Annotated in this window: 10 protein-coding genes; 5 read left to right on the plus strand and 5 right to left on the minus strand. The window is 69.5% G+C overall.

Annotated features, from left to right (window positions below):
• Positions 1–36: 36 nt before the first annotated feature.
• The 4 genes from eat to IEY60_RS09440 form a co-directional block, all read right to left on the minus strand.
• Positions 37–1,464 (minus strand): ethanolamine permease, encoded by a 1,428-nt coding sequence (gene eat / locus IEY60_RS09425; RefSeq protein ID WP_229739672.1) that lies wholly within the window; start codon positions 1,462–1,464, stop codon positions 37–39.
• 161 nt (positions 1,465–1,625) lie between these two features.
• The gene (locus IEY60_RS09430; RefSeq protein WP_189026155.1) at positions 1,626–2,021 is read right to left on the minus strand and encodes a DUF779 domain-containing protein; all 396 of its coding nucleotides are present in this window, start codon (positions 2,019–2,021) and stop codon (positions 1,626–1,628) included.
• Positions 2,021–3,538, minus strand: a complete 1,518-nt coding sequence (gene adh, locus IEY60_RS09435; RefSeq protein ID WP_189026157.1) for an aldehyde dehydrogenase — start codon at positions 3,536–3,538, stop codon at positions 2,021–2,023. The genes IEY60_RS09430 and adh overlap by 1 nt, the downstream gene beginning before the upstream one ends.
• A gap of 87 nt (positions 3,539–3,625) precedes the next feature.
• A complete protein-coding gene (locus tag IEY60_RS09440) occupies positions 3,626–4,840 on the minus strand; it encodes a helix-turn-helix domain-containing protein (RefSeq protein WP_189026159.1) in 1,215 nt (404 codons plus the stop codon).
• Between the two features lie 139 nt (positions 4,841–4,979).
• Between IEY60_RS09440 and IEY60_RS09445 the strand changes: the two genes are divergently transcribed.
• The 4 genes from IEY60_RS09445 to IEY60_RS09460 all read left to right on the plus strand — a co-directional run bounded on the left by IEY60_RS09445 (position 4,980) and on the right by IEY60_RS09460 (position 10,405).
• Positions 4,980–5,990, plus strand: coding sequence for an Lrp/AsnC family transcriptional regulator (locus tag IEY60_RS09445; protein WP_189026161.1), 1,011 nt, complete (start codon positions 4,980–4,982; stop codon positions 5,988–5,990).
• 82 nt (positions 5,991–6,072) lie between these two features.
• Complete coding sequence (locus IEY60_RS09450) at positions 6,073–7,320, plus strand: lipase family protein (RefSeq protein ID WP_189026163.1); 1,248 nt, start codon at positions 6,073–6,075, stop codon at positions 7,318–7,320.
• A 537-nt stretch (positions 7,321–7,857) separates the two neighbouring features.
• Entirely contained in the window at positions 7,858–9,153 is a 1,296-nt protein-coding gene (locus tag IEY60_RS09455) for a lipase family protein (RefSeq protein WP_189026165.1), read from the plus strand.
• 136 nt (positions 9,154–9,289) lie between these two features.
• Positions 9,290–10,405, plus strand: a complete 1,116-nt coding sequence (locus IEY60_RS09460; RefSeq protein ID WP_189027440.1) for an alkane 1-monooxygenase — start codon at positions 9,290–9,292, stop codon at positions 10,403–10,405.
• Here the strand turns inward: IEY60_RS09460 and IEY60_RS09465 are convergent.
• A complete protein-coding gene (locus IEY60_RS09465) occupies positions 10,379–11,146 on the minus strand; it encodes a helix-turn-helix domain-containing protein (RefSeq protein WP_189026167.1) in 768 nt (255 codons plus the stop codon). The two genes, IEY60_RS09460 and IEY60_RS09465, sit on opposite strands and share 27 nt — an antisense overlap.
• Positions 11,147–11,241: 95 nt before the next feature.
• On the opposite strand from IEY60_RS09465, the gene IEY60_RS09470 reads away from it, so the two are divergent.
• A complete protein-coding gene (locus IEY60_RS09470; protein ID WP_229739673.1) occupies positions 11,242–13,308 on the plus strand; it encodes a thioredoxin domain-containing protein in 2,067 nt (688 codons plus the stop codon).
• Positions 13,309–13,366: the final 58 nt, after the last annotated feature.

Here is a 13,366-nt window from a genome sequence, read left to right on the forward strand (position 1 = left end):
GGGTGCCGCCTCCTTTCACGGATTCGGGTGAGCGGGTTACTCGAGCTCCTGCTCGGCCTTGGCCAGCGCCGCGAACTCCTCGTCGGGGGACTTGGCGACCAGGTGTTTGCGACTGTAGAGCCCGAAGTAGGCCATGAAGGCGCAGAACACTCCGAGAGTGAACAAGGCCGCCTTCTGGTCGACCAGGAAGGTCGCCGCCACCGAGGCCGCCGCGATGACCAGCGCGAACGAGGTGGTGATGATGCCGCCGGGCGTGCGGTACGGCCGCGGCATGTTCGGTTCGCGGACCCGAAGCACGATGTGGCTCACCATCATCAGCACATAGCTCACCGCGGCGCCGAACACGGCCATGTTCAGCAGCATCGCGCCTTCGCCGGTCAGCGAGAGGGCGAACCCGATGAGGCCGGGCACGATCAGCGCCAGCATCGGGGCCTTGCGGGAGTTGGTCACCGACAGGCTGGTGGGCAGGTAGCCGGCGCGGGAGAGCGCGAAGGTCTGGCGCGAGTAGGCGTAGACGATGGAGAAGAAGCTGGCGATCAGACCGGCCAGGCCGATGTAGTTGACCACCTTGGCCGCCGGGCTGTCACCGAGCGCCTCCACGAGCGGGTTGCCCGAGGCCGAGGCGTCCTGCGCGCCGAGCGCACCGGTCACCAGGACCAGCACCACCGCGCCGGTGACCACCAGCAGCAGCATCGCCACGATGATGCCCTTGGGCACGTTCTTCTCCGGCTCGCTGGCCTCCTCGGCCGCCAGCGGCACGCCTTCGACCGCGAGGAAGAACCAGATGGCGAACGGGATCGCGGCCCAGATGCCCATGTACCCGAAGGGCAGGAACGACGACGAGCCGGTCGCGGCCGGATCCGCCGCGATATTGGTCAGATTCGCGACATCGAACCGGCCGACCGCCGCGATCGCGAAGACGACCAGACCGACCAGCGCGATCGCGGTGATCACGAACATCGCCTTGAGCGCCTCACCCGCCCCGCCGAGATGGATGCCGATGAACAGCGCGTACACCGCCAGATACACCCACCACCCGTCGGTGATCCCGAACAGGTTCAGCGACTCCACATAGGCGCCGATGAAGGTGGCGATGGCGGCGGGCGCGATCGCGTATTCGATGAGAACGGCTGTGCCGGTGGCGAATCCGCCCCACGGGCCGAGCGCGCGCCGGGCGAAGGTGTAGCCGCCACCGGCCGCGGGCAGCGCCGAGGACAGCTCGGCCATACCCAGGACCATGGCCAGATACATGCCCGCGATGACGATCGCCGCGATCAGCAGACCACCGAAACCGCCCTCGGCGAGGCCGAAGTTCCAGCCGGAGTAGTCACCGGAGATCACATAGCTCACGCCGAGGCCGGCCAGCAGCACCCAGCCTGCCGAGCCGGAGCGCAGGGTGCGTTTGGCGAGATAGTCGTCGGCGGGCGTGTCCGCACCCGTGGCGGGAATCGCGTCGGTACTCAAGGTGTAGCTCCTCATCAACAAACAAGCGCGTGCGACGGCAACGGTGATCGTCGAGGGTTGAAGAATGGTTGACGACTGTTACGGTCGTGGATCCCACAGGTCAGCGGCGCGTATCGAGCGCCGCCGACCTGCGGAAACAGTGTGATAGCGGGTGTTTCACATCACTGTGGAACGGTGTCACCGGTGGGTGGCGGCGGCTGGGATTCCAGCTCGGCCACCTCGTCGTCGGTGAGCAGGCGTGAGCGGATCAGGAACCGCACGCCCTCGGGGGCTTCGAGCGAGAAGCCGCTGCCCCGGCCGGGCACCACGTCGACGGTGAGATGGGTGTGTTTCCAGTACGCGAACTGGTCGGCACTCATCCAGAACGGGGTGTCGCCCGGCAGATGACCCAGCAGCACATCCGAGGCGCCGACGCGGAATTCTCCGCGCGGGTAGCACATAGGGGAGCTGCCGTCGCAGCAGCCGCCGGACTGGTGGAACATGACCGGGCCGTGTTGCCCGGCCAGTTCCCGCAGCAGCGTCGCCGCCTGTTCGGTGAGGTCGACGCGCTGCACCATCAGAAGAAGCCGAGCTTCTGCGGCGAGTAGCTGACCAGCAGGTTCTTGGTCTGCTGGTAGTGCTCGAGCATCATCTTGTGGTTCTCGCGGCCGATGCCGGACTTCTTGTAGCCGCCGAACGCCGCGTGCGCGGGGTAGGCGTGGTAGCAGTTGGTCCACACCCGGCCCGCCTTGATGCCGCGGCCGAGTCGGTAGGCGGTGTTCATATCGCGCGTCCACACGCCGGCGCCGAGGCCGTAGAGGGTGTCGTTGGCGATCTTCAGCGCCTCGTCGGTGGAGTCGAAGGTGGTCACCGCGACGACCGGGCCGAAGATCTCCTCCTGGAACACGCGCATGTCGTTGCTGCCCTTGAAGATCGTCGGCTCGATGTAGAAGCCGTCGGCCAGCCCGTCGACGCTGCGGACCGCGCCGCCGGTGAGCACCTCGGCGCCTTCCTTCTTGCCGATGTCGATGTAGGACAGGATCTTCTCGAACTGATCGTTGCTGGCCTGCGCGCCGATCATGGTGGCCTCGTCGAGCGGGTTGCCGCTGACGATCGCCTTGGTGCGCTCGACGCAGCGCGCCATGAACTCGTCGTAGATCGAGGAGGCGATCAGCGCGCGCGACGGACAGGTGCAGACCTCGCCCTGGTTGAGCGCGAACATCACGAAGCCCTCGACGGCCTTGTCCAGGAAGTCGTCGTCGGCGGCCATCACATCGGGCAGGAAGATGTTGGGGCTCTTGCCGCCCAGCTCCAGGGTGACCGGGATGATGTTCTCGCTGGCGTACTGCATGATCAGCCGGCCGGTGGTGGTCTCACCGGTGAAGGCGACCTTCGCGACGCGGGGGCTCGATGCCAGCGGCTTGCCCGCCTCGACGCCGAAACCGTTGACCACGTTGAGCACACCCGGCGGCAGCAGGTCCGCGACGAGTTCGACGACCTTCATGATCGAGGCCGGGGTCTGCTCGGCGGGCTTGAGCACCACGGCATTGCCCGCCGCGAGCGCCGGCGCCAGCTTCCAGGTGGCCATCAGGATCGGGAAGTTCCACGGAATGATCTGCGCGACGACGCCGAGCGGCTCGTGGAAGTGGTAGGCGATGGTGTCCTTGTCGACCTCGCTGATCCCGCCTTCCTGCGCCCGCAGCACGCCGGCGAAGTAGCGGAAGTGGTCGACCGCCAGCGGCAGGTCGGCGGCCAGGGTCTCACGGACGGGCTTGCCGTTGTCCCAGGTCTCGGCGACGGCGAGGGCCTCGAGATTGGCCTCGATCCGGTCGGCGATCTTGTTGAGGATGTTGGCGCGCTCGGCCGCGGAGGTCTCGCCCCAGGCATCGGCGGCGCGGTGGGCGGCGTCGAGGGCCAGCTCGATATCGGCGGCGGTCGAGCGGGCGATCTCGCAGAACGGCCGGCCGTCCACCGGGGAGGTGTTCTCGAAGTACCGGCCCTCGACGGGCGGAACCCACTTGCCGTCGATGAAGTTGTCGTACCGCGGCGCGTAGCTGACGATGCTGCCCTCGGTGCCCGGCTTGGCGTAGATCATGTGCGGAGGCTCCTCGCTGATTCCGGTGAAGCGTGACGCCCATCACTATCCGCTGTCAGGGTTGATGAAACGTTGAAGCCGGACCGATCAGGCGCGAAGAGCGCTGTGCAGGCGGGCCGCGGCGACGGCGCGCCGCGTGTCACGCGGGGGCAGCAGGGTCATGGCGTGTTCGTGGACGGCGATGTCGTCGGGGGCGGCTTCGCCGTAGGTCAGCGCGTGGTCGGCGTCGGGGCTGGCGAGGACGGCGTTGCGCATGGCGACGGCGAGGTAGTCGCGCCATTCGCTGATGCCCGGTGTATCCGAATCCGGAAGCAGCGGACCGTGATACAGCCGCACGGCGGTGTCGACATCACCGGACTCCAGGGCGCGCAGGACGTCGACGGCGTCGCAGGACAGGGCGGTGGTGAAGCGGTAGACGCGGCTGGTGATGTCACCGCCGGTGGCGCGGCGCAGGTACGACATCTCCGATTTCAGGGTGCTCGCGCCGACCGCGCGATCGCCGTAGACGGCGTAGTGCAGGCGCTCGTGGCTGTAGCCGTCGTCGTCGAGGGCGAGCAGGGTGAGGATCTCGAGCTGGCGGGGGCGCAGCCGGATCGGGGTGCCGTCGCGCACCAATCGGCCGGTGCCCAGACAGGTCAGCCGCATGCCCGCGGGTGCGGGCGCGGCCGCGTGCAGTTTGGCCTCGATCGCGCTGGTCATGGTGCGCACGGTCGCCATGGCCAGCGGGTGGGAGCGCTTCCAGGTGGTCGACAGGTCGAGCACGCCGAGCAGCGTCCCGTCGGCCGCGCGGATCGGCGCGCAGTAACAGACCCAGCCGTGCAGCGCGGCGACCAGGTGCTCGGCCGAGAACACGGTGTGCGGTTGATCGGTGCGCAGCGCCAGCGAGAGCGCGTTGGTCCCCATGTGCGCCTCGTCCCACCGCCCACCCGGCGCGAAGTTCACCTGCTCGGCCCTGCGGCGCATGACCGGGCCGCCGTAGGTCCACAGGATCGTGCCCGAAGCATCGGTCACCGCGGCGACGTAACCCGCGTCGTCGGCGACGCTGTGCAGTTGATCCTTCAACTCCGTGACCGGTCCACGCAGCGGCGACTCCGCCCATCGCGGGCCGATATCGCCGGCCTCGCTCTCCGGCGCGTGGTCGCGTGCCGGATCGACCGTGCGTAACGAGCGCAGCCAAGACTGCGCCACCTCGGTCCGCACCGACGAACTGCGCCCGAGCGCGGATTGCCCCGCGGGCACCCACTGCGCCCACTCCCGCTCCAGCGCAGCGCGCTGCGCGGAAAGCGTGAGCTGCGGTGCCATGGTGGTCCTGTTCGGTCGCGATCCGGGGATTTCACCCTAATAATGCCCCACCAGCGCGCCCGGAAATGGGGTTTCGTCAGGCGGTGGCACCGCGGTACGCGGCCGCGGTCTACTTTGGCCGGATGAGATGGATCCGCGTATGAGGGTCGACGAGCTCGACCTGGCGCTGATCACCGCGCTGCAGGTCGCGCCGCGCGCGTCGTGGGCCAGGCTGGCCGGTCCGCTCGGCGTCGACGCGGCGACGCTGTCACGGCGGTGGTCGGCGCTGCGGGAGAGCGGGACGGCCTGGCTCACCTGCTATCCGGGGTCGGGCTTCGCCGCGGTCGGAGTGCTGGCGTTCGTCCAGGTCGACTGTGAGCCGAGCGAGCTCGCGGCAGTGGCCGCGGCGCTCGCCGCGCTGCCCGCGGTGGTCAGCGTGGAGCTGGTCGCGGGCGCGCATCCGCTGCTGCTCACCGTCGGCTCCGCGTCGGCGGCGCTGTTCACCGAGCAGCTGCTGGCCTTCGGCCGGGTTCCCGGGGTGCGCGGGCTGCGGACGCACCCGGTTCGGCGGTTGCATCGGGAGGGCAGCCGGTGGCGATTCGACGCGCTCTCGCCGGGACAGCAGCGTGAACTGGCCGTGGCCACGGCGCCCGGAGCCGATGAGCCCGCACCGCTGTCCGCCGAGGAACGCGCGCTCATCCTGGCCCTCGGCGCCGACGGTCGGCGGACCGTCGCCGCGTTGGCCGCGGAGCTGGACCGTCCGGAGGCCACGGTGCGCAGGCTGCTCGGCAAGTTGCTCGACGGTGGCAGGGCCGTGCTGCGCTGCGAGGCCGCGCTGCCGGTGACCGGCTGGCGGGCCACGGCCACGCTCTGGCTGAACACGCCCGCCGCCGAACGTGTTCCGGTGATGGAAGCGATCGAGGGGCTGCGCGACACCCGGCTGTGCGCGGCCACCGTCACCGATGCCGACGCGATCGCGGTGACGTGCTTCCGCGGACTGGACGGTCTCGCCGACTACGAGGCGCGGCTCGGCGCGGTCGCGCCAGGACTGCGGGTCGTCGACCGCGCGGTGACGCTGCGCTGGGTGAAACGGATGGGCAGACTGCTCGGCGAGGACGGTCGCGCCACCGGATCCGTGCCGATGGACGTGTGGGCACCGGCGCCGACCTGACGGATCCGTGCACGACGGCCCGGAATTCGCCGGAATCCCGCGTTTGCGCGGAGTGGCATCCGGCCGCGAGTACGACAGAGCCATGTTTCCCACGAAGACCCAACGCCCCGCCGTTCTCGGCGCCGCGGCACTGCTCGCCGCCGGTTCCCTGCTGCTCGGCTGTTCCTCCGCCGACACCGCTCCGGCGCCGCAGGCACCGGCCGGACTCGACTTCTACACGCCCCAGGCCGACACGGTCGCGGGCGAACACGGTTCGGTGATCTGGTCGCGGCCGCTCTCCGGCATCCCCGGACTGGCGAACGCCGACAACCACCTGGTGCTGTACCGATCGGTCGACCCGAAGGGTGCGACGGTCGCGGTGTCGGGCGTGGTCGCTGTGCCGCGCGGCGAGGCGCCCGCCGGCGGCTGGCCACTCATCTCCTGGGCCCACGGAACCACCGGCATCGCCGACGCCTGCGCCCCCTCGCGCGACACCGACGAGAACTACCCCGCGCACGCCTACATCGCGCGCACCCGGGTGGTCCAGCAGCGTCTGCTCGACGCCGGATACGCCGTCGCCATGACCGACTACCAGGGCCTCGGCACTCCGGGCAGGCACAGCTATCTCATCGGCGAAGCCCAGGCGCGAGCCGTCACCGACATCGCGCGCGCCGCTCGCGAACTCGCGCCGAGCATCGGCACCCGCTGGGCCACCATCGGTCATTCCCAGGGCGGCCAGGCCGCGATCTTCACCAATGCGATCGGGCCGACCTGGGCGCCGGAGCTGCAACTGGTCGGCGCGGCCGCGCTGGCCCCCGCCAACAACAACGGGTCGCGCCTGGCGCTGCTGCGCACCGCCGCGGAGGTCGGTCCCGCCGCCGACATGACCGAGAGACGGGCAGCGCTGCCGTTCGCCCCGCTGGTCATCGCGGGCGCCGAGACCGCGGGCGGATTCGACCCTGCCGCCTTCCTGACCCCCGAGGCCGCCGACAAGCTGAAGCTCGTCGACGACAACTGCATTCCGGCCCTGTCCACCCCCGAGCAGTGGACCGGTATCGGTGTGCACGAGGTGGTCACGCCGACCGGCGACCTGTCCGGTATCCGCGCCGTCCTCGACGCGAACGAGCCGACCGCCGTCCGCTCCGGCCTGCCGCTCCTGGTCATCCAGGGCAGGCGGGATGTCATCGTGGTCCCCGAGGGCACCGACGCCATGGTCGCCCAGCTCCGCGCCGCGGGCAGCCCGGTCGATTACCGCACCGACGAATACGCCGACGCCGACCATCGCGCCATTCTGGAATCCGGCCTCGACACCCTCCTCACCTGGACCGACACCCATTTCGACCGCACCTGACGCACGGTGTAGCCCGCTGTAGCGCGGCGGGCTACATTCCGTGAATGCGGCAGATCGGTCACCGCGAGCTGCGGAACAACTCCGCGACGGCGCCGCACGCGGTGGTGACAATGGCTCGCCGGGTTGCCGTCGGGGTCGGCGCGGCGCCGGTTTCGTGGCGCGCGATCACCGCATTCCCCCGCTCCTCCGAACAGCTTTCGCGACAGCGCGCGGCACGTGATTCCGGGTTACAGATATTTGGACTCGGGCGGCGGCCGGACATCGTTGGAATCAGCCTGATTTCTCGCGGCTTACGCTTTGCCGCAAGGCCTTTCGTGACTTATGCCCGATTCCGGGGAGTCCGTGCGCGGCGGGCGGTCGCGGGTATTTCGGTCACTTTCCGGTGACACCCGGCGCGAATTGGGCACCCTGCTATCCCGTGGCGTTACCCCGCGGCTACCCTCTGTACCGAATCTCGATGCTGTATCCGGTTTTCTCGATGCCAAGGGTTTCCCGAAATCGTAGGAGGATCGAATCGTGAGGAGTCGAGCACGCAGCTTGACCACAGCGTTGGCCTGCAGCCTGGTGGTTGCCGGTGGCGCGATCTGCGCTCCACAAGCTTTGACCGAACCGGCCGCCGAGATCGCAGGCGCCGATTTCTACCTGCCCCCCGCTCCGCTACCGGGCGGAGCACCGGGCACCATCGTTCGCACGGAACCGTCGCGCCTCGCGCTGTCGGCACCGGGACAGACTGGCACCATCCCCGCGGAATCCACGCGGATGATGTACATCAGCAGCGACACCCATGGCGGTGAGACCGCGGTGACGGGCACCTATCTGGAGCCGTCGCAGCCGTGGACCGGACCGGGCCCGCGCCCGCTGGTCGCCTACGCGGGCGGTACGAAGGGACAGGGCGATCAGTGCGCGCCCTCGAAGCTGCTCGCCGAACTCGTCCAGTACGAGCCGCCGATCAACATGATCTTCGAATACGACGTCGTCGCGCTGTACTCGTTGCTCGCGCGCGGCATGGCGGTCGTGATGACCGACTACCACGGCCTCGGCACGCCCGATGTGCACGGCTTCCTCAACCGTAAAGAGCAGGCCCACGCGGTGCTCGACGCCGCCCGCGCGGCCATCCAGCTGCCGGGTGCGGGCATGAACCCCGACTCGCCCGTCTTCCTCTACGGCTACTCGCAGGGCGGCATGGCCTCCGCGGGCGCCGCCGAGCTGCAGCCCAGCTACGCACCGGAGCTGAACGTGCGCGGCGCCTACGTCGGCGGTCCGGTCGTCGACGACCAGTTCTTCATCGGATACAACGACGGTCGCTCCTCCGTCGCCCCGGCCTTCGCCTGGATTCTCAACGGCATGGCCGCCGGCTACCCCGAGGTCCGCGCGGTCCTGGACAACGAACTCAACGGTATCGGCAAGGCGATCCTGAACGACTCCGCGAGCAAGTGCGCGGTCCCCACCGGGATGGCCCAGAATCACGGGCAGACCTCCCAGTGGACCGCGAGTGGCGAGCCGCTCACCCAGGTGATCGACCGGGTTCCCGAGTTGAAGGCGGTGTTCGACGAACAGCGTGTCGGCACGCTCACCCCTTCGGTCCCGGTGCTCATCTCCTCGGCCCGTAACGACGAGGGCGCGCCGTACGTGCCCATTCGTGACATGGCCGCCAACTGGTGCGGTGGCGGGGTGCAGGTCCAGCTGGATTCCAACGCCTCGATTCCGCCGCTGACCGGCATCGCGGGCACGCACGTGTTGTCGTTCTTCCCGGCGCTCGAGGCATCGCAGAACTGGATGACCGATCGCCTGGCGGACAAGCCGGCGCCGACCAACTGCGCAGCCCTGCCCTAGTCGCGGTACACCGGCGTGTTCCGGCCCGGGGTTCGCCCGTGGCCCGGTCCGCGCCGGTGACCGACGACCACCACGATCGTGCCTTCGGCGCGGTCGTTTTCCGCGATCACAATTCCGATGGGTGCTGTTTGTTCCGATGGCAGTCTTCGAGCACACAAGAGTCAGCGACCCCAAACGCTATCTCTGGCTTCTGGGTCTGATCGCCCCGGCGTGCGCGCTGTTCCCCTCACAATTAGTGGCATTGTCGGGGCTGCCGGTGTTCTGGTGGATCGGCCCGATCATCGTGTTCGTGGCGATTCCGCTGCTGGACCTGACGATCGGGCGCGATGGGAGTAATCCACTCGACGAGGACTACGAGGCGCTGTCCGACGATCGCTATTACCGCTGGTGCACTTACCTTTTCCTGCCGATCCAATTCATCAGCCTGGTGATCGCGGGATATTTCTGGGCCGGTAGCGAACTGAGCGTCCTCGACAAGCTCGGGCTCGCCGTGACAATGGGGGTCGTCTCCGGCATCGGCATCAATGCCGCCCATGAACTGGGCCACCGGTCCGAGCATCTGGAGCGCAGACTGGCGAAAATCGCCCTGGCGCAGTCCGGGTACGGGCATTTCTTCGTCGAGCACAATCGCGGTCACCACGTCCGCGTCGCGACACCGGAGGACCCGGCCAGCGCGCGATTCGGCGAGCGGCTCTGGGAGTTCCTGCCGCGCAGCGCGTTCGGCGGCCTGCGTTCGGCGGTCGCCTTGGAACGAGAAAGATTGGCGCGCAAGGGAAAACGCTGGTGGTGTCGTGACAATCAGATTCTGCAGGCGTGGTCGATGAGCCTGGTGTTGTTCGCGACGATGACAGCGGTCTTCGGGCCTGCGATCATCCCGTACCTGCTCCTGCAGGCCGTCATCGGCGCCGGGCTGCTCGAGACGGTGAACTACATCGAGCACTACGGGTTGTTGCGCAGTCGCCGCCCCGACGGCACCTACGCCCGGTGCTCGCCGCGGGACAGCTGGAACAGCGACCATCTGGTCACCAACGTCTTCCTGTTCCACCTCCAGCGCCACAGCGATCATCACGCCAACCCCAGCCGCCGCTACCAGACCCTGCGCAGCTGTGAGCAGGCGCCGCAACTGCCCGCCGGGTACGCCACCATGGTCGTGCTGGCCGCGGTACCCCCGCTGTGGCGTGCGGTCATGGACAAGCGAGTCCTGGCCCATTACGGCGGCGATCTGTCACTGGTCAACAGCAAGCGCGGGTGACGCGGGTCCGAGGTCGAACCGGATGCCGGCGCGCAGCATCGTGGTGGCGGACAGGCCGATCATGTCGCGGAAGGACTCGCTGAAATGGGAGGGCGTGGCAAAGCCCGCGTCGAGCGCGGAGCGGGTGAGATCGTGGCCGGCCACCGCGCTGCTGACCGCGGAGATCATCCGGTTCCAGCGCTGATAGCCGCGGAAGGTGGTGCCGCAATGCCGCGCGAACAGGTGCAGGAAATGTCCGGTCGACAGCCCCATGTTCGCCGCGATCTGGTCGGCGCGCAGTGCCTGGGCAGGCTCGTCGCGGATCGCGGCGGCGAGCTTCGCGATGCGCGGATCGGTGACGGGACTCGCGCCGGCTACCGCGCGGGCGTAGATGCGGTCCGGGTCGACGACGGGCGCGCGGCACAGCTCGACGAGCTCACGCTCACGGCGATGACGCAGTCCGAAAGCACCTGCGGCGGCTGTCATCTCGTCGGAGATCAGGGTGGCCGGTGCGCCCGCGGGGTCGACGAACAGCGCCAGGATCCACCCCTGGGTGGCGGCGATGCGGTGCGCCGTGCGCGCGGGTGCGAAGGAACTGCTCGTGCGAACGGGTCCGTGCGGGGTGTGCAGGATCAGCGGCCCATCCAGCCCGACGGTGAGCATCGCGACCGACGGGGCGTGCGGGTCGACGCCGAGGTCGGGGCCGACGTAGCCGATGTGACCAGGGCGGACCCACGCCGTCGGTGTCGGATCCGTACTCACCCTTACCAGGGTATCGGCCTACCGTCGCACGGATCTCGGCAGCGCGGACCGTGTGGGGCGCGTTGCGCGCGCGCCGGTTGTGGCAGGGTGGAACCGTGAACCGATTGGCCGGTGCAACTTCGCCCTATCTGCGTCAACATGCCGACAACCCCGTCCATTGGCAGGAGTGGGGTGCCGAGGCGCTGGCCGAGGCGGCGCAGCGGGATGTGCCGATCCTGCTCTCGATCGGATACGCCTCGTGTCACTGGTGCCATGTGATGGCGCACGAGTCGTTCGAGGACGCGGCGACGGCCGAGCTGATGAACGCGGGATTCGTCTGCGTGAAGGTCGACCGGGAGGAGCGGCCCGATCTGGACGCGGTGTACATGAACGCCACCGTCGCCATGACCGGGCAGGGCGGGTGGCCGATGACCTGCTTCCTCACACCCGACGGCGCCCCGTTCTACTGCGGCACCTACTACCCGAAGCAGCCGCGCGGCGGGATGCCGTCGTTCACCCAGCTGCTCAGCGCGATCACCGACACCTGGCGCAACCGGCGGGCGGATGTGGACCAGGCGGCCGAGCAGGTCACCGAGGCGCTGCGGGCGCAGGCGACGGGGTTGCCCGATGCCGAATTCGCCGTTGTCCCTGACCTTCTCGATACCGCGGTGCGCGCGATCGCCGCGGACGAGGACCGCGAGCACGGCGGCTTCGGCGGTGCGCCGAAGTTCCCGCCGTCGGCGACGCTGGAAGGTCTGCTGCGGCATTGGGAACGCACCGGTGATCAGGCGGTGTTCGATCTGGTGGAGCGCACAGCCGAGGCGATGGCCCGCGGCGGCATCTACGACCAGTTGCGCGGCGGCTTCTCCCGGTACTCCGTCGACGCGGGCTGGCTGATACCGCACTTCGAGAAGATGCTCTACGACAACGCCCTGCTGCTGCGCGCGTACGCCCATCTCGCCCGCCGCTCACCCGCCATGCCCCTGGAGTCGTTGCCGCACCGCGTGACTCGCGAGACCGTCGAATTCCTGCTCGCCGATCTCGGCACGGCGGACGGCGCGTTCGCCTCCGCGCTCGATGCCGACACCCAGCTCGAACCGGGTGGTCCCGGCGTCGAGGGCGCCACCTATGTGTGGACGCCGTCGGAGCTGATCGGCGACCTCGGTCCGCTCGACGGTGTCTGGGCCGCAGAGGCTTTCGGCGTCACCACGGGCGGCAATTTCGAACAGGGCACCTCGGTGCTCACCCGCCGCAGCGACCCCGTCGACGCCGAGCAGTCGACCCGCTTCGACCGGCTGCGCACGCGGATGCTCGAGCTGCGCGCGCAGCGTCCGCAGCCCGCCCGCGACGACAAGGTCGTCACCGCGTGGAACGGCATGGCGATCACCGCGCTCGCCGAAGCCGGTGCGGCACTGGAGGAACCGTCCTGGGTGGCGGCCGCCGTGCGCTGCGCCCGGTTCCTGCTCGACGTCCACCTGGTCGACGGCAGGCTGCGCCGGGCCTCGCTCGACGGTGTCGCGGGCACGCCGCCGGGTGTCCTCGAGGACTACGCCTGGCTCACCACCGGCCTGCTCGCCCTCTACCAGGCGACCGGCGAAGCCGACTGGCTCGCCGCAGCACAGGTGTTGCTGGACAGCGCGATCGAGCATTTCGCCGATCCCGAACGCCCCGGCAGCTGGTTCGATACCGCCGACGACGCCGAAACCCTGGTTGCCCGCCCCCGCGACCCGGTCGACGGCGCCACCCCGTCCGGCACCTCGGCCCTCGCCGAAGCCCTGCTGACCGCCGCCGCCGTCGCCGATCCCGAACGCGCCGTCCGCTACCGCGAACTCGCCGACCACACCCTCGGCCGCGGCGCTGTCCTGCTGGCCCGCGCTCCCCGCTCGGCGGGTCACTGGCTGGCGGTCGCCGAGGCCGCGGTCCGCGGACCCATCCAGGTGGCGATCGCCGCCACCGAGAAGTCCTCCGCCGCTACCGAACTCCTCGCCGCCGCGCGCACGTGGTCACCCGGCGGCTCGATCGTCCTGGCAGGCCCACCCGACACCGCGCCGCTGCTGGCCGAGCGCCCGCTGGTCAACGGTGGCCCCGCCGCCTACGTCTGCCGCGGCTCGGTCTGCGACCTGCCGGTCACCGACCCCACGGCGTTGACCGACGCGCTGCGGCCCAGGCCTGTCTCGAAGTAGCTGCGTTCGTCGCCCCTGAGCCGGGGCGCCGCCCGCGATCCCGTCGGCCTCCGCGCTG

The organism is Nocardia rhizosphaerihabitans (assembly GCF_014646295.1).
GTDB lineage: Bacteria > Actinomycetota > Actinomycetes > Mycobacteriales > Mycobacteriaceae > Nocardia > Nocardia rhizosphaerihabitans.